We start from the raw sequence: 20,611 nt of genomic DNA on the forward strand, positions 1-20,611 counted from the left end.
GGTTCGCACGGGGCCCGAATGATGCTCAGCGAAGCCGGTACCCCGGAGGGGTGATACTCGCTGCGGGAGAATGGTGCCCAGGAAAGGACTCGAACCTTCACGACCTTGCGGTCACTGGCACCTGAAGCCAGCGCGTCTACCAATTCCACCACCTGGGCACAGGGTGCGGAGCCGGCGGGGTGTTGTCCGCCGGGAGCGCGGAAATAGAGCGATGGCCGGGGGCGTCAAGCGCCCCCGGGGCGGGTTTTTGCGGCGATCCGCGGCGGCTGCATCGGCGGCCGGTTGGCGCTCCCGGCCGGCGCGCCATATCGTCCGGCTGCCTGGATGGGAGCTGACAGCATGCGCGGAACCACGGTACGCAAGGTCGCCACGGTCTTCGGGGGTACCGGCTTCATCGGCCGCTACGTGGTCCAGCGGCTGGCGACCATGGACTATGTCGTCCGCGTCGCCACCAGCCATCCGAATGCCGGGCACTTCCTGCAGACCCAGGGCCGCGTCGGGCAGATCGTGCCGCTGGCGGCCAGCGTCGCCGATCCGGGCGCGGTGGCCCGCGCGGTCGCCGGCGCCGACCTCGTGGTCAACCTGGTCGGCATCCTGCACGAGCGGCGCCCCGGCGACTTCCAGCGGCTGCAGGCCGAGGGCGCCGGCACGGTCGCACGGCTCGCGGCCGAGGCGGGGGTGGAGCGGCTGGTGCAGGTCTCGGCGATCGGCGCCGCCGCGGACAGCCCGAGCCAGTATGGCCGGACCAAGGCCGCGGGCGAGGCGGCGGTGCGCGCGGCCTTCCCCGGCGCGGTGATCCTGCGGCCTTCCATCGTCTTCGGGGCGGAGGACCAGTTCTTCAACCGCTTCGCCGGTATGGCACGGCTGCTGCCCTTCATGCCGGTGGTGGCGGGGGCGACGCGCTTCCAGCCGGTCTATGTCGGCGACGTGGCCGATGCGGTGGTGGCGGCGGCGACGCGCGACGACGCGCCGGGAGCAGACCTACGAGCTAGGCGGGCCGCGGGCGATCAGCTTCCGCGATTTGCTGCGCTTCATCCTCGACACCACCGGGCATCGCCGACCGATGCTGGACATGCCGGACGGGCTGGTGCGGCTGCAGGCGCGGCTGTCGGAATTCCTGCCCAACCCGCCGCTGACGCGGGACCAGTTGGTGATGCTGCAGCGGGACAATGTCGTCTCGCCCGGCGCGAAGGGGTTGGCCGATCTCGGGATCGCGGCGAAATCGGTCGAGGCGGTGGTGCCGGGCTACCTGGCACGGTTCCGGCCGGGCGGCGGCCGCCGGCCCGTGGTCGCGGGATGATTGGTCCGATCTGGTCCTATCTCTGACCAGCTGGCCACGTCGGTGCGTAGGGAGGCAAGCCTACTGGGTCCAGATAGGGCATTGAAGCTGCCCTAACGCCAAAAAGACTTCGCCTGCAGCGGGCAGCGGTCTTATTGCTGCGCACAACGCCCCGGTGGGCGGCCGGATGCGCGCGCCGGGGCAATCCCGGCGCTGCGCGGCTCGCCGATCTCGCCTTTTGTGCAAGCAAGGACCGCGCCATGGCCGAACGGATGCTGCAATCCGTGCGTCTCTCCCAGGCCCAGCCGGAGAAACGCGACGTCGCCGCCCGCCGGTCCGATTTCGGCGAGATCTACCAGTACGAGGAATTCGACACCGGCGCGGCCGCCCAGCAGGCCAGCCGCTGCAGCCAGTGCGGCGTGCCCTTCTGCTCCGTCCACTGCCCGCTGAACAACAACATCCCGGACTGGCTGAAGCTGACTGCCGAGGGCCGGCTGGAGGAGGCCTACGAGGTCTCCGCCGCCACCAACACCTTCCCCGAGATCTGCGGCCGCATCTGCCCCCAGGACCGGCTCTGCGAGGGCAATTGCGTCATCGAGAAAGGCTTCGAGAGCGTCACCATCGGCGCGGTCGAGCGCTACATCACCGACACCGCCTGGGAGAAGGGCTGGGTCAAGCCGCCGACCCCGCGGGCGGAGCTGCCCTGGAGCGTCGGCATCATCGGCGCCGGTCCGGGCGGCCTGGCCGCGGCCGAGAAGCTGCGGCTGCGCGGCTACCAGGTGCATGTCTACGACCGCTACGACCGCGTCGGCGGGCTGATGATCTACGGCATCCCGAACTTCAAGCTGGAGAAGGATGTCGTCCTCCGCCGCTGGCAGCAGTACGAGGCCGGCGGCATCCACTTCCACCTGAACTGCGCCGTGGGGCGCGACCTAACGCTCGCCGAGCTGCGGGAGCGGCATGACGCCGTCTTCATCGCCACAGGCGTCTACAAGGCGCGCGACATCGAGGGCATCGGCAGCGGCCTCGGCGGCATCGTCGCGGCGCTCGACTACCTGACCGCCTCCAACCGCGACAACCTGGGCGACCCGGTGCCCGACTTCGCCTCCGGCGCGCTGAACGCGCAGGGCAAGCGGGTGGTCGTGGTCGGCGGCGGCGACACCGCCATGGACTGCGTCCGCACCGCGGTGCGCCAGGGCGCGGCGGCCGTCACCTGCCTCTACCGGCGAGACAAGGCGAACATGCCGGGCTCGATGCGCGAGGTGAAGAACGCCGAGGAGGAGGGCGTGGGATCCGGCCTGGCTCGCGGCGCCGGAAGCCTTCGTGGGCGATGGCCAGGTGACCGGCGTGCGCGCCGTCCGCATGCATCTCGGCCTGCCCGACGCCACCGGCCGGCAGCAGGTGGCGCCGATCCCCGGCAGCGCCTTCACCATCCCCTGCGACCTGGCGATCAAGGCGCTGGGCTTCGACCCGGAGGACCTGCCGCGCGCCTTCGACGAGCCGGCCCTGCCGGTGACGAGATGGGGCACGCTGAAGGTGCACCACCGCACCATGATGACCGACCTGCCCGGCGTCTTCGCCGGCGGCGACATCGTCCGCGGCGCCTCCCTGGTGGTCTGGGCGATCCGCGACGGCCGCGACGCGGCCGACCAGATCGATGCTTATGTGAGGGCGAAGGTCGGCGACAAGCTGGCCGTGGCGGCGGAGTGATGGCGATGGACAGCAGCAGCGAGACCGGCGCGGCTTTCGTCGAAAGCTTCCTGGCCAACCAGGCCCGCCTCGAATCCGCCGGCGTGGACACGGTGGAGCACGATGCCTGCGGCGTCGGCCTGGTCGCCTCGCTCGACGGGCGCGCGCATCGCCGCGTCGTGCAGGCCGGCATCGATGCGCTGAAGGCGGTGTGGCACCGCGGCGCCGTCGACGCCGACGGCAAGACCGGCGACGGCGCCGGCATCCATATCGAGGTGCCGCAGGACTTCTTCGCCGAGGTAGTGCAGCGCGGCGGTGACCGGCTGCGCCCGGGCCGAATCGCGGTCGGCATGGTCTTCCTGCCGAAGACCGATCTCGGCGCGCAGGAGCGCTGCCGGCAGATCGTCGAGACCGAGATCCTGACCGCCGGCTACGGGATCTATTCCTGGCGCCAGGTGCCGATCGACACCGCCTGCATCGGCGAGAAAGCCAATGCGACGCGGCCGGAGATCGAGCAGATCCTGATCTACGATCCGGAGCAGCGCGAGGAGGCGATCGTCGAGCGGGACATGTACGTCATCCGCCGGCGGATCGAGAAGCAGGCCATCGCCTCGCAGATCCCCGAGCTCTACCTCTGCTCGCTCTCCAGCCGCTCGATCATCTACAAGGGCATGTTCCTGGCGGAGAGCCTGACGGGATCCTACCCGGACCTGCTCGACGCGCGCTTCGTCTCGCGCTTCGCCGTCTACCACCAGCGCTACAGCACCAACACCTTCCCGACCTGGCGCCTGGCGCAGCCCTTCCGCATGATCGCGCATAACGGCGAGATCAACACCGTCCATGGCAACGCCAACTGGATGAAGAGCCACGAGACGCGGCTGAGCCACCCGCTGCTCGACCCCTATCTCGACGACATCAAGCCGGTGGTGCAGGCCGGCGGGTCCGACACCGCGACGCTCGACAACGTCTTCGAGCTGCTGGTGCGCGGCGGCCGCGACGCGCCGATGGCCAAGGCCATGCTGATCCCCGAGAGCATCGGCAACAACGCCACGATGCCGGACGCGCATCGCGAGTTCTTCCTCTACTGCAACGCCGTGATGGAGCCCTGGGACGGGCCGGCGGCGATCTGCGGCACCGATGGCCGCTGGATGATCGCCGGGCTCGACCGCAACGGGTTGCGGCCGCTGCGCTACACCCAGACCGCGGACGGGCTGCTGATCGTCGGCTCCGAGACCGGCATGGTGAAGATCGCCGAGGAGGCGATCGTGGCCAAGGGCAGGGTCGGACCCGGCCAGTGCATCGGCGTCGACCTCGCCGAGGGCAAATCCTATTCCGACGCCGCGCTCAAGGACATGATGGCGGCGCGCCGGCCCTATGGCCAGTGGACCGAGCGCACCATCCGCATCGACGGTATCGTCAAGGCCGAGCAGGGCGAGCCGGTGACCTATACCGGGGAGGCGCCTGCGCCGCCGCCAGCTTGCGGTCGGCTACACGCTGGAGGAGCTGGAGACCATCCTGCACCCGATGGTGGAGGACAGCGCCGAGGCCATCGGCTCGATGGGCGACGACACGCCGATCGCGGTGCTGTCCGGCCAGTATCGCGGCCTGCACCACTATTTCCGCCAGACCTTCAGCCAGGTGACGAACCCGCCGATCGACAGCCTGCGCGAGACGCGGGTGATGACGCTGAAGACCCGGCTCGGCAATCTCGGGAACATCCTCGACGAGGACCCGACCCAGTGCGACATGCTGATGCTGGACAGCCCGGTGCTGTCCAACGCCGAATTCGCCGCGATGCGCGACTACATGGGCGCCACGGCCTGCGAGGTCGACTGCACCTTCGCGGTCGCCGAGGGCGAGCCCGGCCTGCGCCGCGCCATGGAGCGCATCCGCCGCGAGGCGGAGGAGGGCGTCCGCAGCGGCTGCGCCCACATCATCCTGACCGATGAGCAGCAGGGGCCCGAGCGCGCGCCGATCCCGATGATCCTGGCCGTCGCCGGCGTGCATGCGCACCTTGTCAAGACCTCGCTGCGGACCTTCACCAGCCTGAACGTGCGCAGCGCGGAATGCGTGGATGTGCACTACTTCGCCGTGCTGATCGGCGCCGGCGCCACCACGGTGAACGCCTACCTGGCGCAGGAGAGCATCGCCGACCGGCACCGCCGCGGGCTGTTCGGCGAGACCTCGCTGCAGGACTGCGTCGCCCATTACAAGAAGGCGGTGGACAAGGGCCTGCTGAAGGTGATGTCCAAGATCGGCATCTCGGTCATCAGCAGCTACCGCGGGGGATGAATTTCGAGGCGATCGGCCTGTCGCGCGCGCTCGTCGCCGAATTCCTGCCCGGCATCCCGTCCCGCATCTCCGGCATCGGCCTCTCCGGCATCGCGCGGCGCGTGCTGGCGCTGCACCGCACCGCCTGGGATGCCGATGCTGTCACCCTGCCGGTCGGCGGCCTCTACAAGCTGCGGAAGCGCGGCGAGAGCCACGCCTTCGATGGCGGGCTGATCCACGCCCTGCAGAAGGCGGTGGAGACCGACAGCTACACCACCTTCAAGCGCTATTCCGACGCGGTGCGGAAGCTGCCGCCTGTGGCGCTGCGCGACCTGCTCGACTTCCGCACCGAGGGCCGGACTTCGATCGCGCTCGAGGAGGTCGAGAGTATCACCGAGATCCGCAAGCGCCTCGTCGCGCCCGGCATCTCGCTCGGTGCCCTCAGCCCCGAGGCGCACGAGACACTCTCCATCGCCATGAACCGCATCGGCGCCAAGTCCGATAGCGGCGAGGGCGGCGAGGACCCGGCGCGGGCGAAGCCGCGCGCGAACGGCGACAACGCCAACAGCGCCATCAAGCAGATCGCCTCGGGCCGCTTCGGCGTCACCGCCGAGTACCTCAACGCCTGCAAGGAGATCGAGATCAAGGTGGCGCAGGGCGCGAAGCCCGGCGAGGGCGGGCAGCTGCCGGGCTTCAAGGTGACCGGGCTGATCGCCAGGCTGCGGCACTCGACGCCGGGCGTGACGCTGATCTCGCCGCCGCCGCACCACGACATCTACTCGATCGAGGACCTGGCGCAGCTCATCTACGACCTGAAGCAGATCAACCCGGATGCGACGGTCTGCGTGAAGCTGGTCAGCCGGTCCGGCATCGGCACCATCGCCGCCGGCGTCGCCAAGGCGAAGGCGGATGCCATCCTGGTCTCCGGCCATTCGGGCGGCACCGGCGCCTCGCCGCAATCCTCCATCAAGTATGCCGGCCTGCCCTGGGAGATGGGGCTGTCCGAGACCCACCAGGTGCTGCAGCTCAACCGCCTGCGCCACCGGGTGAAGCTGCGCACCGATGGCGGGCTCAAGACCGGCCGCGACGTGGTGATCGCGGCGATGCTCGGTGCCGAGGAATTCGGCATCGGCACCGCCTCGCTCGTGGCCATGGGCTGCATCATGGTGCGGCAGTGCCACAGCAACACCTGCCCGGTCGGCGTCTGCAGCCAGGACGAGACGCTACGGCAGAAATTCACCGGCACCCCGGAGAAGGTGATCAACCTCTTCAGCTTCGTGGCGGAGGAGGTGAGGAGATCCTCGCCTCGCTCGGCTACCGCAAGCTGACCGACGTGATCGGCCGCACCGACCTGCTGAAGCAGGTCAGCCGCGGGTCGGAGGATCTCGACGACCTCGACCTCAATCCGCTGCTGGTCCAGGCCGATGCCGGGCCGCATGCCCGCTACTGCACCCAGGAAGGCCGCACCGAGGTGCCGGAGACCCTGGATGCCGACATGATCCGCGACGCCGCGGCGCTGTTCGAGCGCGGCGAGAAGATGCAGCTGCAGTACAACATCCGGAACACCCACCGCGCCATCGGCACCAAGATCAGCAGCAAGATCACCCGGAAATTCGGCATGACCGGGCTGCAGCCGGGCCACCTGGACGGTCCGCCTGCGCGGCACCGCCGGCCAGTCGCTCGGCGCCTTCGCCGTGCAGGGCCTCAAGCTCGAGGTCTTCGGCGATGCCAACGACTATGTCGGCAAGGGCTTGTCGGGCGCCACCATCGTGGTTCGCCCGGCGCCCTCCTCGTCCCTCGTCTGGAACGAGAACAGCATCATCGGCAATACCTGCCTATACGGCGCGACGGCCGGCGAGCTGTTCGCCGGCGGCCTGGCCGGCGAGCGCTTCGCGGTCCGCAACAGTGGCGCGACGACGGTGATCGAGGGCTGCGGCGCCAGTGGCTGCGAGTACATGACCGGCGGCACGGTCGTGATACTCGGGGCGGTGGGCGACAATTTCGGTGCCGGCTTCACCGGCGGCGTGGCCTTCGTCTACGACCCGGAGGCGACCTTCGAGCGCCGGGTCAATCCCGACACGCTGCTCTGGTCGCGGCTCGCCTCGGCGCATTGGGACGGCGTGCTGAAGGGGCTGGTGGAGCGCCATGTGCAGGAGACGGGCTCGCGCCTCGCCGCCCGGCTGCTGAACAACTGGGCGCAGGAGAGAGGGCATTTCTGGCACGTCGTGCCGAAGGAATATGCCCGCTACCTGGCCCAGCCGATGGCCGACGCGGCGGCGGTCGCGGCGGAATAAGACGGGGATAAGGGAAGGCGCCGTGCCTGCGGCGCTTTCCCAGGCCCGGCGCCGATGGCATAAGCCGTCCCGTGCGAATCCTGTATCACCTCCCGCTCTCGCCCTTCGCCCGCAAGGTCCGCCTTGCGCTCGCGGAGAAGCGCATCCCCTTCGAGCTCCGCGTCGAGCGGGTCTGGGAAAGGCGGCCCGAATTCCTCGAGATGAACGCCGCCTGCACCGTCCCGGTGCTGCAGGAGCCGAACGGGCTGTCGATCGCCGACAGCTACGCCATCTGCGAATACCTGGACGAGGCCTATCCGGATACCGGACTGTTCGGCCGGACCCTGGCCGAACGCGCCGAGACCCGCCGGCTGGTCGCCTGGTTCGACGGCAAGTTCGCCACCGAGGTCACCCGCAACCTGCTGTTCGAGAAGCAGATGAAGCGGCTGCTCGGCCGCGGCAACCCGGATGCCTCGGCGATCCGCGCCGGCTACCAGAACCTCAAGCCGCATCTCGAATACATCGGCTGGCTGGCGGAGACGCGGGCCTGGCTGGCCGGGCCGCAGGTCAGCCTGGCCGATTTTGCCGCCGCGGCGCAGCTTTCGGCGCTGGACTATATCGGCGACATCGACTGGTCGATGAACGAGGCGGCGAAGGAGTGGTATGCGCGCTGCAAGTCGCGGCCCTGCTTCCGGGCGCTGCTGGCGGAACGGGTGAGCGGGGTCACCCCGCCGACGCATTACGCCGACCTGGATTTCTGACGGCCCGGTCCGGCTTTTGTCGAGGCGGCGATTCACGCCCTGCGTGTTTCCACTCAGGACGATCGCAGGCTACCGCCGCTTCGGCCCAGCCTCGTTCAGCGCCAGGTTCTGCTGCGCCAGGTCGGCCGCGGCACTGTCCGGCGCCACCTCGATCGTCCGTTCCCAATCCGCCCGGGCGCCGCGGGCATCGCCGCGCAGCTGGCGGATGATGCCGCGCTCCAGCAGCGCCTCGGCATTCTCCGGCGCCAGGCGCAGCGCCCGGTCCACCGCGGCGGCGGCCTGGTCCACCCGTTCCAGGTGGCGCAGGGAGGCGGCGCGGAACACCCAGGCCTCGGCGCGGTCCGGGTCGGCGTCCAGCACCCGGCCCAGGTCCTCGAGCGCATCGGCGTAGCGGCCGAGCGTGCCGAGCGCCACCGCCCGGTCCAGCATGAGGTCGAGGTCGCCGGGCGCGATGGTCAGGCCCATGGTCGCCGCGCCGAAGGCCCGGCCGGACTGGTTGGCCAGCATCCAGGCCTGCACGGCCTGGGAGAAGATGGCGGCCCGCGCCGCGGCGCTGCCCTGGCTGCTGCGGCCCAGCGCTTCCAGCCGCTCGGCGGCCTTTTCCGGCTCCCCGAGGCCGAGCAGGGCCAGCGCGCCGCAATGCCGGGCGCCTTCGCCGCCCTGCGCGGCTTCCCAGGTCTCGGCGAAAGTCAGGGCGCCATCCGGGTCCTGCCGCAGCAGGCCGAGGCATTCCTCGTATTGCGGGCCGGCGGCGATGCGCGGGATGTCGGGCGGCAGGGGCAGCGGCTCGCCGGCGGCCTCGGCTTCCGGGCCGTTCAGCAGGAACAGGCCCGCACCGGCTGCGACGGCGAGGAAGGCGCCGGCAGCGGCACCGAGCAGGACGGGGCGGATGCGCGTCACGGCTGTACTCTAGCCGGATGCGCGAATCGGCGCCAGATCGACGGGATGAGGGATCAGCACATGAGCAGGCTCGTCGTCGCCGGCCTCGGCTACTGCGGCAGCGCCGTGGCGCGGCAGGCCGCGGCGGCCGGCTGGGCCGTGCAGGGCACGGCGCGCGACCCGGCCCGGGCGGCGGCGCCGGCCGGCGCGGCCGTGGTGCCGTTCGATGCGGCCGGCCCGGCGATCGCCGCCGCCACCCACCTGCTGGTGACCGCGGCGCCGGGGGAGGCGGGGACCCGGTGATCGCCGCCCATGCCGCGGCGATCCGTGCCGCGCCGGCCCTGCGCTGGATCGGCTACCTGTCCACCACCGGCGTCTATGGCGACCGCGGCGGGGCCGAGGTGGACGAGGCGACGCCGCCCGCCCCCGGCCAGCCGCGCAGCCAGCGGCGGCTGGACGCCGAACGGCAATGGGCTGCCCTGGCGGCTGGTCGCGCGCTCGACATCTTCCGCACCGGCGGCATCTACGGGCCGGGCCGCAGCGCCTTCGACGATTTGCGGGCGGGCACCGCCCGGCGCACGCTGAAGCCCGGGCATCTGTTCGGCCGCATCCACCGCGACGACATCGCCCTGGCCGTGATCGCTGCCATGGAACAGGACCGGCCGCCGGGCGCACGGGTGCTGCACCTGGTGGATGACGAACCGGCCGAGAGCGCCGTGGTGGTGGAGGAAGCGGCGCGGCTGCTCGGCATCGCCCCGCCACCCGCGGTGTCCTTCGAGCAGGCGCTGCCCGGCCTGTCCGCCATGGCGCGCAGCTTCTGGTCGGAGAACCGCCGCGTCGCCAATGCCGTGACCAAGGCGGCGCTCGACATCGCCTGGCGCTACCCGACCTACCGGGAGGGGTTAGCCGCCATCCTCGCCGAGGAGCGCGGCCAGGGTCCGGCGTAGCAGCGCCAGGTCCTGCGGCCGCGACAGCCGGTGGTCGCCATCCTTCACCAGCGTCACCTGCACGTCCGGGCCGGCGATGGCGGCGGCGATGCGCAGCGCGGTGTCCCAGGGCACGTCTGGGTCCTGCTGGCCCTGCAGCAGCCGGACCGGGGCGGCGACCGGCACCGGCGCGTGCAGCAGCAGGTGGCGCCGGCCGTCCTCCAGCAGCGCCCGGGTGATCGGGTAGGGGTCGCCATAGGCGCTCGGCCGGTGCCAGACGCCGTCGCGTTCGATGGCGGCGCGGGGCCCGGGCGGCAGGGCTTCCTCGATCCGCGCGGTGAAGTCGGGCGCCGCGGCGATGCCGATGAGGCCGGCCAGCCGCCATCCCTGAGCCTGCGATTCACGCTCCGCGCCGTCGGCGCTCCGCGATCGCAGGCCGCGCCGCAGCGCCAGCAGCAGGGAGATCCAGCCGCCCATGGAGGAGCCGATGAGGATCTGCGGCCCCTCGGTCAGCGCGTCCAGCACCGCCTCGGCATCCGCGGCCCAGCGGCCGATGGTGCCGTCGACGAAGCGGCCGCCGCTGGCGCCGTGGCCGCTGTAGTCGAAGCGCAGGAAGGCCTGGCCCCGCGCGGCGCAGAAGGCCGAGAGGTCCTCGGCCTTGCTGCCGGTCATGTCGCTGTTGAAGCCGCCGAGGAAGATGACGCCCGGTCCCCGCCCGGCCTGGCGGCGCCAGGCGAGCTCGACGCCGTCGCCGCGATCGAGGCGCCCGACCTCCTCGGTCATCGTCTGGCGCGGCCGATTCACCCCTTCGCGCCGGTCGGCGCTGCGGTCATCGGACGCGCTCACCGCCGCGGCAGCCCGCGCTGCGCCAGGTTGGCGAAGAGCGCGCCGGTGCCGAAGCTCCAGGGCGGGCAGGCATCGGTCCGCGCCACCTCGTTCACCAGCGCGCCCAGCCGGGGCGTGGCGATGCGGACGATGTCGCCGGGCTTGTGGGTGAAGCCCTGGCCCGGCGCGCCGCGGTCCTTGGACGGCGAGAAGGGCGTGCCGAGGAACAGCGCCGCGCCGTCCGGGTACTGGTGGTGCGGGCCGATCAGCTGGCCGACGATGTCCTTCATCTCGCGGCTGAGCAGCCCGACCGCGCCGGTCTCCTCCAGCCGGAAGCCGTCGGTGCCCTCGATCGAGAGGGTGATGTCGGCGCCGCGCACATCCTCCAGCCCGAAGCCGGGATCGAAGAGCCGCAGCACCGGGCCGAGCGCGCAGGAGGCGTTGTTGTCCTTGGCGCGCCCCAGCAGCAGGGCGGAGCGGCCCTCGACGTCGCGCAGGTTGACGTCGTTGCCGAGCATGGCGCCGAGGATGGCGCCCTTGGCATTCACCGCCAGCACCGCCTCGGGCTCCGGGTTGCTCCACTGGCTGATCGGGTGCACGCCGATCAGCGCGCCCGGCCCGACCGCGGCCATGGGCTGGCACTTGGAGAAGATCTCGGCATCCGGGCCGATGCCGACTTCCAGGTACTGGCTCCACCAGCCCTTCTGCACCAGCGCCGATTTCAGCCGCATCGCCTCGGCGCTGCCGGGCTTCACCGCCGAGAGGTCGTCGCCGATGATGCCGCGGACCTCGGCCCGCACCGCCTCGGCCTGGCTGGCATCGCCGCGGCAGCGCTCCTCGATCACCCGCTCCAGCATCGACCGCACATAGGTCACGCCGCAGGCCTTCACCGCCTGCAGGTCGACCGGCGCCAGGAGCCAGGACTTGTTTGCATCGCGCTTGTTGTGCGCGCTGTTGGCCAGCGCCGCGGGCAGATCGATCGGCATCGGCACGCCGCGGGCCCGGATCGCGGCGATCGGGTCGGGCTCGTTGAGCCAGGCGCTGACCGTGCCGAAGGCCGGGGTCATGTCGAAGGCGGCGCCGCGCAGCACCGCGACGGCCGAAGGGCCTTCCCGCGTCATCACCCGCGCGGCGAAGCAGCCGTCCCGCCAATCCTCCGGCAGCGCCATCCCATCGAGCCGCGGCATGCGTCCCATCCTCCCCAAGGTTTCTGCGGCGTAGCCTAGCCGAGCCGGGGCGGGCGGGCACCCCCCGGGGCGGGATCGGAACGGGCTTGCCGCGGGGGCGGGTTTCGGCCGACGATCGCCGCGCACAGGGGCGGGCACGCATCCGCCCCGGATTGGGGGAGAGGTCCATGGTGGCCATGACGCGCCGTCGGGCGCTGCAGGCGGGCGCGGCGGCACTGGCCGCCCCCGCCTTGGTCGAGCGGGCGAATGCCCAGAGCGGCTTCGACTGGCGCCGCTTCCGCGGCGAGCGGATCGAGGCGACTGTGCAGCTTTCGCCGCGCGGCCAGTTCCTGCAGAAGAACAACGCGGAATCTCGAGGAGCTGACCGGCATCAAGGTCGGGCTCGAGGTGGTGCCGGAACAGCAGCACCGGCAGAAGATCATCGTCGAATATGCCTCCGGCCGGCCCTCCTTCGACGTCACCGAGATCAGCTTGCACGTGAACAAGCGGCAGGTCGGCAAGGCCCGCTGGAACACCGACATCAAGGCGCTGATCGCGGACGCCTCGCTGACCTCGCCGGATTTCGATTTCGCCGATTACGGCCAGGGCATGGTCACCTACGCGACCCAGGCGGATGGAAGGCTCGACAGCTGCCCGGCGGGCGCCGACTACTTCATCCTCTATTACAACAAGGAACTCTTCGCGGCGAAGAACATCGGGATCCCGAAGACCTGGGACGAGATGGCGGAGGCCGCGAAGCGCCTGGCCGACCCGTCGAAGCAGATCCACGGCCATGTCGGCCGCGGGGTGAAGAACGCCAATGTGGTGCTGTGGTCGAGCTACCTGCTCGGCACCGCGCAGCGCGACATGATCGACGCCAACCGCCAGCTGATCACCGACACGCCGGACGCCATCTGGGCCGGCGAGACCTACCGCAAATTCATCCGCGACCTCTCGCCGCCCGGCTCGATCGGCTTCAACTGGAACGAGTGCCAGACCACCTTCATGCAGGGCCGCGCCGCCATGTGGGTGGACGGCATCGGCTTCGCCGCCCCGCTGGAGGACAAGGCGCGGTCGCGCATCGCCGGCAAGGTCGGCTATGCCGTGGTGCCGCGGGGGCCGGGGCCGAACCACCACTGCGCGCTGTTCGGCGCCGGCTACGGCATCCCCGAGGCGTCGAAGAAGAAGGGCCCGGCCTGGTTCTACATCCAGTGGGCGCTGGGCAAGGCGAACCAGCTGAAATGGCTGACCTCCGGCGCCGGCGTGCCGGCCCGCAGCAGCCCCTTCCGCAACGAGGAAGCGATCGCCGGCAGCCACTTCCCGCGCGAGTTCTTCCAGACGCTGGAGGCCAGCGCGAAGATCGCCCGCGCCGGGCTGCCGGAGATCGTCCCGGTCACCCAGTTCCGCGACGTGATCGGCACCGCGTTGACCAATACGCTGGGCGGCGCCGACGTGGCCGCCGAGCTGAAGCGGGCGACTGCCGAGTTCCGCCCGGTGCTCGAGCAATCCGAGCGGGAGAGCTGATGTCCGGGATGCACGAGGGCGGCTGCCTCTGCGGCCGCATCCGTTTCCGCGTCACCGGCGACCCCGTCCGCACCTCGGTCTGCCATTGCGCCTTCTGCCAGCGGCGCAGCGGCAGCGCCTTCGCCGTGCTGCCCTTCTTCAAGGCAGAGGCGGTGGAGATGACCGGGGAGGCGCCCGCCACCTACCGGCACGTCTCGGACGAGAGCGGCCGCTGGCTTGAGATCGAGTTCTGCCCGCGCTGCGGCACCAATACCGGCCTTCGGGTCGAGCGCGCGCCGCAGGGCCGCATCCTCGCCGGCGGCTGCTTCGACGATCCCGGCTGGTTCAGGGTGGACCGGCATATCTGGACCCGGTCGAGGCGGGACTGGGTGGCGCTGCCCGCGGATTGCGTGCTGGAGGAGAAGGGCTGATGCCGCGCGACGCCGCCGTGCTGGACGGCGCCGGCGCCGCCGCCCTGCCGCGGCGGCGCAACTATGCCCGGCGCTATGCCTGGTTCGTCGTGCCGGCGGCGGTCGTCGTCATCGCCGTCATCGTCTTCCCCTGGGCCTTCACCCTCTATGTCTCCGCGTTCGACTGGCGGCTGGGGGGCGACCGGCGCTGGGTGGGCCTCGGCAATTACGCGGCGCTCTTCACCGATGCCCGCTTCGGCTGGGCGGTGGTCCGCACCCTGGCCTATACCGCGCTGGCGGTGGTCGCGCCGATGCTGCTCGGCCTCGCCGCCGCGCTCTGCTTCCACCGCCGCTTCCCGCTGCGCGGCCTGGCGCGCACCGTCTTCATCCTGCCGATGATGGCGACGCCGGTGGCGGTCGCCCTGGTCTGGACCATGATGTTCCACCCGCAGCTCGGCGTGCTGAACTGGCTGCTGGCCCAGGTCGGGCTGCCGCCCAGCCTCTGGGTCTATTCCGCCGACACCGTCATCCCGACCCTGGTACTGGTGGAGGTCTGGCACTGGACGCCGCTGGTGATGCTGCTGATCCTCGGCGGCCTCGCCTCCCTGCCGGTCGACCCCTACGAGGCGGCGAAGATCGACGGCGCCTCGCCCTGGCAGGCCTTCCGCCACATCACCCTGCCGCTGCTGGCGCCCTTCATCGTTGTGGCGCTGATCATCCGCACCATCGACGCGCTGAAGGCCTTCGACACGATCTACGTCATCACCCAGGGCGGGCCGGGCCAGGCCAGCGAGACGATCAACATCTTCCTCTACCTGCAGGCCTTCGCCTTCTACAATGTGGGCTATGCCAGCGCCGTCGTGGTGGTCTTCTTCGCCATCATCATGCTGCTCGCCGCGCTCTTGCTCTGGACCCGGCAGCGGGTGCGCGTGACATGAGGAAGGCCATGCGGCTGCTGGAACGCGCCGGCTTCGGCCTCGCGGTCATCGCCCTGGTCTCCCCGGCGGTGCTCGTCTTCCTCTGGATGCTGTCGCTGTCCCTGAAGAACGAGCTGGACAACACCGCCTGGCCGCCGGTCTTCCTCCCCGACCCGCCGACCCTCGACAACTACCGCGACGTCTTCGCCCGCAACGACTTCCTGTTGTACGCCTGGAACAGCGTGGTGGTGTCCTTCTCCGCCACCGGCTTCGCCCTGCTGGTCGGCGTCCCCGCGGGCTACGGCATCGCCCGGATGCGGGCCATGCGCGCCGCGGCGCTGATCCTGATCGCCCGCATCACGCCCGGCCTCTCCTACCTCATCCCGCTCTTCCTGCTGTTCCAGTGGCTGGAGCTGACCGGCTCCCTGCTGCCGATCGTCATCGCCCATCTGGTGATCACCGTGCCGATCGTGGTCTGGGTGATGATCTCCTTCTTCGAGGGGCTGCCGGGGGAGCTGGAGGAGGCGGCGCTGGTCGACGGCGCGACGCTCTGGCAGGCCTTCCGCCATGTCGCGCTGCGCTGGCGCGGCCGGGGATCACCGTGGCGACGATCCTCGCCTTCATCTTCTCCTGGAACAACTTCGTCTTCGCCATGGTGCTGGCGGGGCGGGAGACGCGGACCCTGCCGGTCGCGGTCAACAACATGCTGACCTTCGAGCAGATCAGCTGGGGCCCGCTCTCGGCCGCGGCGCTGCTGGTCACCCTGCCGGTGCTGGTGCTGACCCTGGTCGCGCAGAAGCAGATCGTCGCCGGGCTCACCGCCGGCGGGGTCAAGGGCGGGTAGGGCCGCGACCCGCCCGGCCGGGGCAACACGCAAGGCGTGAATCGCCGGCCCGGCACGCCACGGCCGGGTTGCAACCGGCCGGCCGGAATCGCACCCTGGCGCCATCACGGGGGACACGGAATGCGACGCAGGGATCTTCTCGCGGGCGCCGCCGCGCTGGCGGCCGGCCGCCCGGCTTCGGCGCAGACCGGCACCGTCCCGGCCGAGCCCTGGAACGCCGGCGGCGTGCTGCACATCCTGCCCACCGTCAGCCATGACCGCGCGCTGCTGAAGATCTCGCTGCGCGACCCGCTGCACCGGCCGCCGGTGCTGCACCTGGACGGCATCCGGGTGCCGGGGGACCGGCAGGACCTGGTCGGCACCTGCTGGACCTTCGATGCCGAGGGGCTGCAGCCGGCCTGGGACTATCGCCTGACCCTGGTGGATGCCGACGACAAGCCGCTTTGCGACCCCTGGCCACTGGTGACCTTCCCATCGCCGGGCGATCAGCCACGCAGGCTGCGGGTGCTCTTCTACACCTGTGCCGGCGGCAACGGATTTGCTCGGCCGGCAGCTGCCCATGGCGATCCGCACCCGGCTGCTCGACCGCGCGCTGTCCTTCGCGCCGGACGTCCTCGTCGCCAATGGCGACCATGTCTACTGGGACCTGCGCAGCCGGGCGAAGGGCGCCTATGGCGAGCATCCCCGCGCCATCGCCGAGGTCGGGCAATTCGCCCGGGAAGCGCCGGTGCTCGACGGCGGCCACAACGAGGCGGTGCTGAAGCGCGCCGTGGCGCCGCAGATCGTCCCGCTCTACGGCACCCGCTGCCGCTCCATCCCCACCTTCTTCCTGCAGGACGACCACGACTACTTCGATAATGACGAGGCCGACGACACCCTCATCACCTTCCCGCCCGACCCCTTCATGCGGGCGGCCTCGCGGGCGACGCAGCGGCTCTACTACCCCGAATTCCTGCCCGATGCGGCGCGCCCGCTCGGCCTCGGCGGCACGCGGGTCGATGGCGTGTCGCAGAATTCTCGGCACGCTGCGCTACGGCCGCCTGCTCGAGGTGCTGCTCTACGACTGCCGCCGCTGGATGGCCCTGCATGGGCCCACCGGCGCCTTCGTCCCGCAGACCACCGAGGATTGGCTGCTCCGCCGGATGCGGGAAGGCGAGACCGCGCACCTGATCAACGCCCCCTCCACCCCGCCCGGCTGGTCAGCCGGCAAATGGGGCGAATGGTACGGCGATATCGAGGCCGGAGGCCGGCTGAGCACGGCGAAGCCCAAGCCCTATTGGCAGCCCGGCTGGCGCGCCCAGCACGACCGCCTGCTGGCCGCCGCGAGCGCGCGGCGCGACCGCATCCCGCTTTTCATCAGCGGCGACCTGCATGCCAGCGGCGAGACCCGCATCGCCCGCACCGGGACGCACGACCTCTCGGCCAACCCGGTGGTCTCGGTGCTGTCGGGCACGCTCGGCACCGCCGGGGCCGGCTGGGCCTCGGCCTTCCGCGGCATGGTGCCGAAGACGCCGGGCGGGCTGGTGGTTGACGAAACCTTCCCCGCCCGTGAGGAGAACGGCTTCACCATCGTCGACGTGACGCCGGAGGACATGACCCTGCGATACTTCACCTGGCGGCACGCCGCGCCCGAGGCAATCGACACGCTGGAGCCGGTGCGCACCACCAGGCTGGCCCGCGCGTGAGCCTGCGTGACGACACGACCGCGAATCTGCGGTTCGACCCTGGCGCGCTGCGCGGCTTCGCCGCCGCCCTGTTCGAGGCCGGCGGGATGGAGGCGGCGAAGGCGGCGACGGTCGCCGACATCCTCGTCGAGGGCGACCTGATGGGCCACGACACCCATGGCCTCGCCTTGCTGGCGCCCTACCTCGATGGCCTCGCCTCGGGCGACATGAAGGGCGATGGAAGGCCCGCCGTGCTGTCCTCGACCCCGGTGGCCGAGACCTGGGAGGGCGACAAGCTGCCCGGTCCCTGGCTGGTCCGCACCGCCGCCGACCTGGCTTCCGAGCGCGCGGCGATCTTCGGCCTCGCCGCGGTCGCGATCCGCCGGGCGCACCATATCGGCTGCCTCGCCGCCTACCTGCCGCGCGTGGTGGAGCGCGGGCAGGTGGTGCAGCTGCTCTCCTCCGATCCCGGCACCGCCTCGGTCGCGCCCTGGGGCGGCACGCGGCGGATCATCACCCCGAACCCGCTGGCGGCCGGCTGGCCGAGCCCCGTCGGGCCGGTGATGATCGACGTCTCGATGTCCATCACGACGAACGGCATGACCGGCCGCCGCCGGGCGGAGGGGACGCGCTTCCCCTTCGATGCGCTGCTCGACGCCGAGGGCCGGCCGACCGGCGATCCCGAGGTCTTCTTCGCCGAGCCTGCCGGCACGCTGCTGCCGCTCGGCGGCATGGCGGCGGGGCACAAGGGCTTCGGCCTCGGCCTGATGGTGGAGGCGTTGACCTCGGCGCTGGGTGGGCATGGCCGGGCCGACCCGCCGGCCGGCTGGGGCGCCTCGGTCCTGGTGCTGGTGATCGACCCCGCGCGCTTCGGCGGGACGGAGGCCTTCCTGCGCGAGACCGGCTGGATGACGGAGGCCGTGCACGGCAATCCGCCGGTCGCCGGCGGCCCGCCGCCACGCCTGCCCGGCGAGCGCGCCTGGCAGCGCCGCGCCCAGGCGCTGGCGGAGGGCGTGGTGCTGCATCCCTCGATCCCGCCGATGCTGGCGGCGCGGGCGGCCGCGGCCGGCATCGCCGCGCCACGGCCAATAGGCCAGGGGTGACGCGGCCGGGTGCGGCGGCTACCACGCTGCCATGCCCGCCGCGCCCGCCATGCCGACCGTCCTGCAGGTCCTGCCCGCCCTCGTCTCCGGCGGGGTGGAGCGCGGCACGCTGGAGATCGCCGATGCGGTGATCCGCGCAGGCGGCCGCGCCCTGGTCGCCTCCGCTGGCGGGCCGCTGGTCGCCCCGCTGGAGGCGCTCGGCGCCCGGCACGTGACCCTGCCGCTGGGGACCAAGAACCCGTTCGGCATCCTGCGCAATGCCGGGCGGCTGGCGGCGCTGATCCGGGCGGAGGGGGTGGGGATCATCCATGCCCGCTCCCGCGCCCCGGCCTGGTCGGCGCTGCTCGCGGCGCGGCGCACCGCGGCGCATTTCGTCACCACCTATCACGGCACCTACAACGAGAACTTCCCCGGCAAGCGCTGGTACAACTCGGTCATGGCGCGCGGCGAGCGGGTGATCGCCATCAGCAATTTCATCGCCGGCCATATCCGCGAGCGCCATCGGACCGAGCCCTGCCGCATCCGCGTCATCCCGCGCGGCGTCGACACCGCGCTGTTCGACCCGGCCCTGGTGGCGCCGGCGCGGCTGGAGGCCTTGCGCGCCGCCTGGGGCCTTCCCGCCGGCCGCCCGGCGATCATGCTGCCCGGCCGCCTCACCCGCTGGAAGGGCCAGGGCGTGCTGGTCGAGGCCATGGCGCAGGTGCCGGACGCGGTCGCCGTGCTGGTCGGCGGCGGCGCGGCCCATGCGCGGGAGCTCGGATCCCGCATCGCCGCGCTCGGCCTGCAGGACCGGGTGCGCCTGGTCGGCCATGCCGAGGACATGCCGGCGGCCCTGCTGCTCGCCGATGTGGTGGTGCATGCCTCGACCGACCCGGAGGCCTTCGGCCGCACGGTGATCGAGGCCCAGGCCATGGCCCGGCCGGTGATCGCCGCCGATCTCGGCGCGCCGCGGGAGACGGTGCAGCAGGGCGTCACCGGCTGGCGGGTGACGCCGGGCGACCCGGTGGCGCTGGCCGCGCTGCTGCGCCAGGTGCTCGACCTGCCAGCATCGGCGCGGGCGGCGATCGGCGCCCGGGCCCGAGCGCATGTGCTGCAGGCCTATACCACCGCAGCCATGCAGGCGGCGACGCTCGACCTCTACCGAGACCTCGCATGATGCAGCGGATCCTGGTCATCAAGCTCGCCGCGCTCGGCGACTTCGTGCAGGCCTTCGGGCCCTTCGCCGCCATCCGCGCGCACCACCCGGGCGCCGAGGTCACCCTGCTGACCACGCCGCCCTATGCCGGGCTGGCGCGGCTCTCCCCTGGTTCGACCGGGTCTGGACCGATGGCCGGCCGTCCTGGTCGGACCCTGCGGCGATCTGGCGGCTGGCCCGCCGGCTGCGCGGCGCCGGCTTCGCCCGGGTCTACGACCTGCAGACCTCCACCCGCTCCTCCCGCTATCGCTGGGTGCTGGGGCGCGGCGTGGAATGGTCCGGCATCGGCCGCGGCGCCAGCCACCCGCACGCCAATCCGCGGCGCGACCTGATGCACACGGTCGAGCGCCAGCGGGAGCAGCTGGCGATGGCCGGCATCGCCGATTTCCCCATGCCGGAGCTGGGCTGGCTGGATGGGGACGTCTCCGGCCTCGGGCTGCCGCCGCGCTTCGCCCTGCTGGTCCCCGGCGCCTCCCCGGCGCGGCCGGGAAAGCGCTGGCCGGCCAGGCATTTCGCCACCTTCGCCGCCGGCCTCGACCTGCCGGTGGCGGTGGTCGGCGGCCCGGCCGAGGCGCCGCTGGCGGCCGAGATCCTGGCCGCCGCGCCGGGCGGCGTGGACCTGACCGGCCGCACCGGCTACGCCGCGCTCGGCGCCGTTGCCCGGCGGGCCGAATTCGCGCTCGGCAACGACACCGGCCCGACCCACCTGATCGCCGCCACCGGCTGCCCGACCCTGGCGCTGTTCGGGCCGGAGAGCGACCCGGCGCTCTGCGCCCCGCGCGGCCGGGCGGTGGCGGTGCTGCAGCGGGACAGCCTGGCAGGACTGACGGTGGCCGAGGCGCGTACCGCGCTCGCGGCGCTGGTCGCCGCCTGAAACCCGCGCACCGGGTTCCGACCCGCGGCCGG

Annotated in this window: 17 protein-coding genes, 1 tRNA gene and 3 pseudogenes; 17 read left to right on the forward strand and 4 right to left on the reverse strand. The window is 71.8% G+C overall.

Annotation, left to right across the window (positions count from 1 at the left end; genetic code table 11):
• Positions 1-71: 71 nt before the first annotated feature.
• Positions 72-158 (reverse strand) — tRNA-Leu (locus tag ACQ86J_RS28920).
• A 181-nt stretch (positions 159-339) separates the two neighbouring features.
• On the opposite strand from ACQ86J_RS28920, the pseudogene ACQ86J_RS28925 reads away from it, so the two are divergent.
• The 4 genes and pseudogenes from ACQ86J_RS28925 to ACQ86J_RS28940 all read left to right on the forward strand — a co-directional run bounded on the left by ACQ86J_RS28925 (position 340) and on the right by ACQ86J_RS28940 (position 8,273).
• Positions 340-1,300: pseudogene (locus ACQ86J_RS28925) on the forward strand (complex I NDUFA9 subunit family protein).
• Positions 1,301-1,539: 239 nt separating this feature from the next.
• A pseudogene (locus ACQ86J_RS28930) lies at positions 1,540-2,989 on the forward strand (NAD(P)-dependent oxidoreductase).
• Positions 2,989-7,533 (forward strand): annotated as a pseudogene (gene gltB, locus ACQ86J_RS28935) (glutamate synthase large subunit). The pseudogenes ACQ86J_RS28930 and gltB overlap by 1 nt, the downstream one beginning before the upstream one ends.
• Before the next feature lie 71 nt (positions 7,534-7,604).
• Positions 7,605-8,273 (forward strand): glutathione S-transferase family protein, encoded by a 669-nt coding sequence (locus ACQ86J_RS28940; RefSeq protein ID WP_431268234.1) that lies wholly within the window; start codon positions 7,605-7,607, stop codon positions 8,271-8,273.
• Positions 8,274-8,342: 69 nt separating this feature from the next.
• Here the strand turns inward: ACQ86J_RS28940 and ACQ86J_RS28945 are convergent, their stop codons facing one another.
• Positions 8,343-9,173: a tetratricopeptide repeat protein gene (locus ACQ86J_RS28945; RefSeq protein ID WP_431268235.1), complete on the reverse strand. Its 831-nt coding sequence runs from the start codon at positions 9,171-9,173 to the stop codon at positions 8,343-8,345.
• Positions 9,174-9,233: 60 nt separating this feature from the next.
• On the opposite strand from ACQ86J_RS28945, the gene ACQ86J_RS28950 reads away from it, so the two are divergent.
• Positions 9,234-9,455, forward strand: coding sequence for a hypothetical protein (locus tag ACQ86J_RS28950; RefSeq protein ID WP_431268236.1), 222 nt, complete (start codon positions 9,234-9,236; stop codon positions 9,453-9,455).
• Positions 9,452-10,099: an SDR family NAD(P)-dependent oxidoreductase gene (locus ACQ86J_RS28955; RefSeq protein ID WP_431268237.1), complete on the forward strand. Its 648-nt coding sequence runs from the start codon at positions 9,452-9,454 to the stop codon at positions 10,097-10,099. Before ACQ86J_RS28950 ends, ACQ86J_RS28955 begins: the two co-directional genes overlap by 4 nt.
• Here the strand turns inward: ACQ86J_RS28955 and ACQ86J_RS28960 are convergent.
• Together ACQ86J_RS28960 and ACQ86J_RS28965 are read right to left on the reverse strand one after the other, a co-directional pair.
• Entirely contained in the window at positions 10,055-10,861 is an 807-nt protein-coding gene (locus tag ACQ86J_RS28960; protein WP_431268238.1) for an alpha/beta hydrolase, read from the reverse strand. The two genes, ACQ86J_RS28955 and ACQ86J_RS28960, sit on opposite strands and share 45 nt — an antisense overlap.
• Before the next feature lie 59 nt (positions 10,862-10,920).
• Positions 10,921-12,090 carry a fumarylacetoacetate hydrolase family protein gene (locus ACQ86J_RS28965; protein ID WP_431268239.1) on the reverse strand — a complete coding sequence of 390 codons (1,170 nt, stop codon included), beginning with the start codon at positions 12,088-12,090 and terminating at the stop codon, positions 10,921-10,923.
• A gap of 246 nt (positions 12,091-12,336) precedes the next feature.
• On the opposite strand from ACQ86J_RS28965, the gene ACQ86J_RS28970 reads away from it, so the two are divergent.
• The 11 genes from ACQ86J_RS28970 to ACQ86J_RS29020 all read left to right on the forward strand — a co-directional run bounded on the left by ACQ86J_RS28970 (position 12,337) and on the right by ACQ86J_RS29020 (position 20,579).
• Entirely contained in the window at positions 12,337-13,593 is a 1,257-nt protein-coding gene (locus ACQ86J_RS28970) for an extracellular solute-binding protein (protein ID WP_431268240.1), read from the forward strand.
• Positions 13,593-14,003 carry a GFA family protein gene (locus tag ACQ86J_RS28975; RefSeq protein ID WP_431268241.1) on the forward strand — a complete coding sequence of 137 codons (411 nt, stop codon included), beginning with the start codon at positions 13,593-13,595 and terminating at the stop codon, positions 14,001-14,003. The genes ACQ86J_RS28970 and ACQ86J_RS28975 overlap by 1 nt, the downstream gene beginning before the upstream one ends.
• The gene (locus ACQ86J_RS28980) at positions 14,003-14,920 is read left to right on the forward strand and encodes a carbohydrate ABC transporter permease (RefSeq protein ID WP_431268242.1); all 918 of its coding nucleotides are present in this window, start codon (positions 14,003-14,005) and stop codon (positions 14,918-14,920) included. Before ACQ86J_RS28975 ends, ACQ86J_RS28980 begins: the two co-directional genes overlap by 1 nt.
• Complete coding sequence (locus ACQ86J_RS28985; RefSeq protein ID WP_431268243.1) at positions 14,917-15,609, forward strand: carbohydrate ABC transporter permease; 693 nt, start codon at positions 14,917-14,919, stop codon at positions 15,607-15,609. The genes ACQ86J_RS28980 and ACQ86J_RS28985 overlap by 4 nt, the downstream gene beginning before the upstream one ends.
• Positions 15,603-15,743: a hypothetical protein gene (locus tag ACQ86J_RS28990; RefSeq protein ID WP_431268244.1), complete on the forward strand. Its 141-nt coding sequence runs from the start codon at positions 15,603-15,605 to the stop codon at positions 15,741-15,743. Before ACQ86J_RS28985 ends, ACQ86J_RS28990 begins: the two co-directional genes overlap by 7 nt.
• Before the next feature lie 120 nt (positions 15,744-15,863).
• On the forward strand, positions 15,864-16,601 hold the full coding sequence (locus tag ACQ86J_RS28995; RefSeq protein ID WP_431268245.1) for a hypothetical protein: 738 nt from the start codon (positions 15,864-15,866) through the stop codon (positions 16,599-16,601).
• Positions 16,602-16,702: 101 nt separating this feature from the next.
• Entirely contained in the window at positions 16,703-17,428 is a 726-nt protein-coding gene (locus tag ACQ86J_RS29000) for a hypothetical protein (RefSeq protein WP_431268246.1), read from the forward strand.
• A complete protein-coding gene (locus ACQ86J_RS29005; RefSeq protein ID WP_431268247.1) occupies positions 17,425-18,510 on the forward strand; it encodes an Ldh family oxidoreductase in 1,086 nt (361 codons plus the stop codon). Before ACQ86J_RS29000 ends, ACQ86J_RS29005 begins: the two co-directional genes overlap by 4 nt.
• Positions 18,511-18,541: 31 nt before the next feature.
• Positions 18,542-19,666, forward strand: coding sequence for a glycosyltransferase family 4 protein (locus ACQ86J_RS29010; RefSeq protein ID WP_431268248.1), 1,125 nt, complete (start codon positions 18,542-18,544; stop codon positions 19,664-19,666).
• Positions 19,663-20,037 carry a glycosyltransferase family 9 protein gene (locus tag ACQ86J_RS29015; protein ID WP_431272755.1) on the forward strand — a complete coding sequence of 125 codons (375 nt, stop codon included), beginning with the start codon at positions 19,663-19,665 and terminating at the stop codon, positions 20,035-20,037. Before ACQ86J_RS29010 ends, ACQ86J_RS29015 begins: the two co-directional genes overlap by 4 nt.
• Complete coding sequence (locus ACQ86J_RS29020) at positions 19,923-20,579, forward strand: glycosyltransferase family 9 protein (protein WP_431272572.1); 657 nt, start codon at positions 19,923-19,925, stop codon at positions 20,577-20,579. Before ACQ86J_RS29015 ends, ACQ86J_RS29020 begins: the two co-directional genes overlap by 115 nt.
• Positions 20,580-20,611: the final 32 nt, after the last annotated feature.

The organism is Dankookia sp. P2 (genome assembly GCF_050632255.1).
In the GTDB taxonomy this organism is placed as follows: domain Bacteria; phylum Pseudomonadota; class Alphaproteobacteria; order Acetobacterales; family Acetobacteraceae; genus Paracraurococcus.

Bases quoted from the DNA above. Each gene is read 5' to 3' on its own strand.
- ACQ86J_RS28950 (WP_431268236.1), top strand. From the start codon at position 9,234: ATGAGCAGGCTCGTCGTCGCCGGCCTCGGCTACTGCGGCAGCGCCGTG.
- ACQ86J_RS28960 (WP_431268238.1), bottom strand. From the start codon at position 10,861: ATGACCGAGGAGGTCGGGCGCCTCGATCGCGGCGACGGCGTCGAGCTC.
- ACQ86J_RS28965 (WP_431268239.1), bottom strand. From the start codon at position 12,090: ATGCCGCGGCTCGATGGGATGGCGCTGCCGGAGGATTGGCGGGACGGC.
- ACQ86J_RS28970 (WP_431268240.1), top strand. From the start codon at position 12,337: ATGCCCAGAGCGGCTTCGACTGGCGCCGCTTCCGCGGCGAGCGGATCG.
- ACQ86J_RS28975 (WP_431268241.1), top strand. From the start codon at position 13,593: ATGTCCGGGATGCACGAGGGCGGCTGCCTCTGCGGCCGCATCCGTTTC.
- ACQ86J_RS28980 (WP_431268242.1), top strand. From the start codon at position 14,003: ATGCCGCGCGACGCCGCCGTGCTGGACGGCGCCGGCGCCGCCGCCCTG.
- ACQ86J_RS28985 (WP_431268243.1), top strand. From the start codon at position 14,917: ATGAGGAAGGCCATGCGGCTGCTGGAACGCGCCGGCTTCGGCCTCGCG.
- ACQ86J_RS28990 (WP_431268244.1), top strand. From the start codon at position 15,603: ATGCTGACCTTCGAGCAGATCAGCTGGGGCCCGCTCTCGGCCGCGGCG.
- ACQ86J_RS28995 (WP_431268245.1), top strand. From the start codon at position 15,864: ATGCGACGCAGGGATCTTCTCGCGGGCGCCGCCGCGCTGGCGGCCGGC.
- ACQ86J_RS29000 (WP_431268246.1), top strand. From the start codon at position 16,703: ATGCGGCGCGCCCGCTCGGCCTCGGCGGCACGCGGGTCGATGGCGTGT.
- ACQ86J_RS29010 (WP_431268248.1), top strand. From the start codon at position 18,542: ATGCCCGCCGCGCCCGCCATGCCGACCGTCCTGCAGGTCCTGCCCGCC.
- ACQ86J_RS29015 (WP_431272755.1), top strand. From the start codon at position 19,663: ATGATGCAGCGGATCCTGGTCATCAAGCTCGCCGCGCTCGGCGACTTC.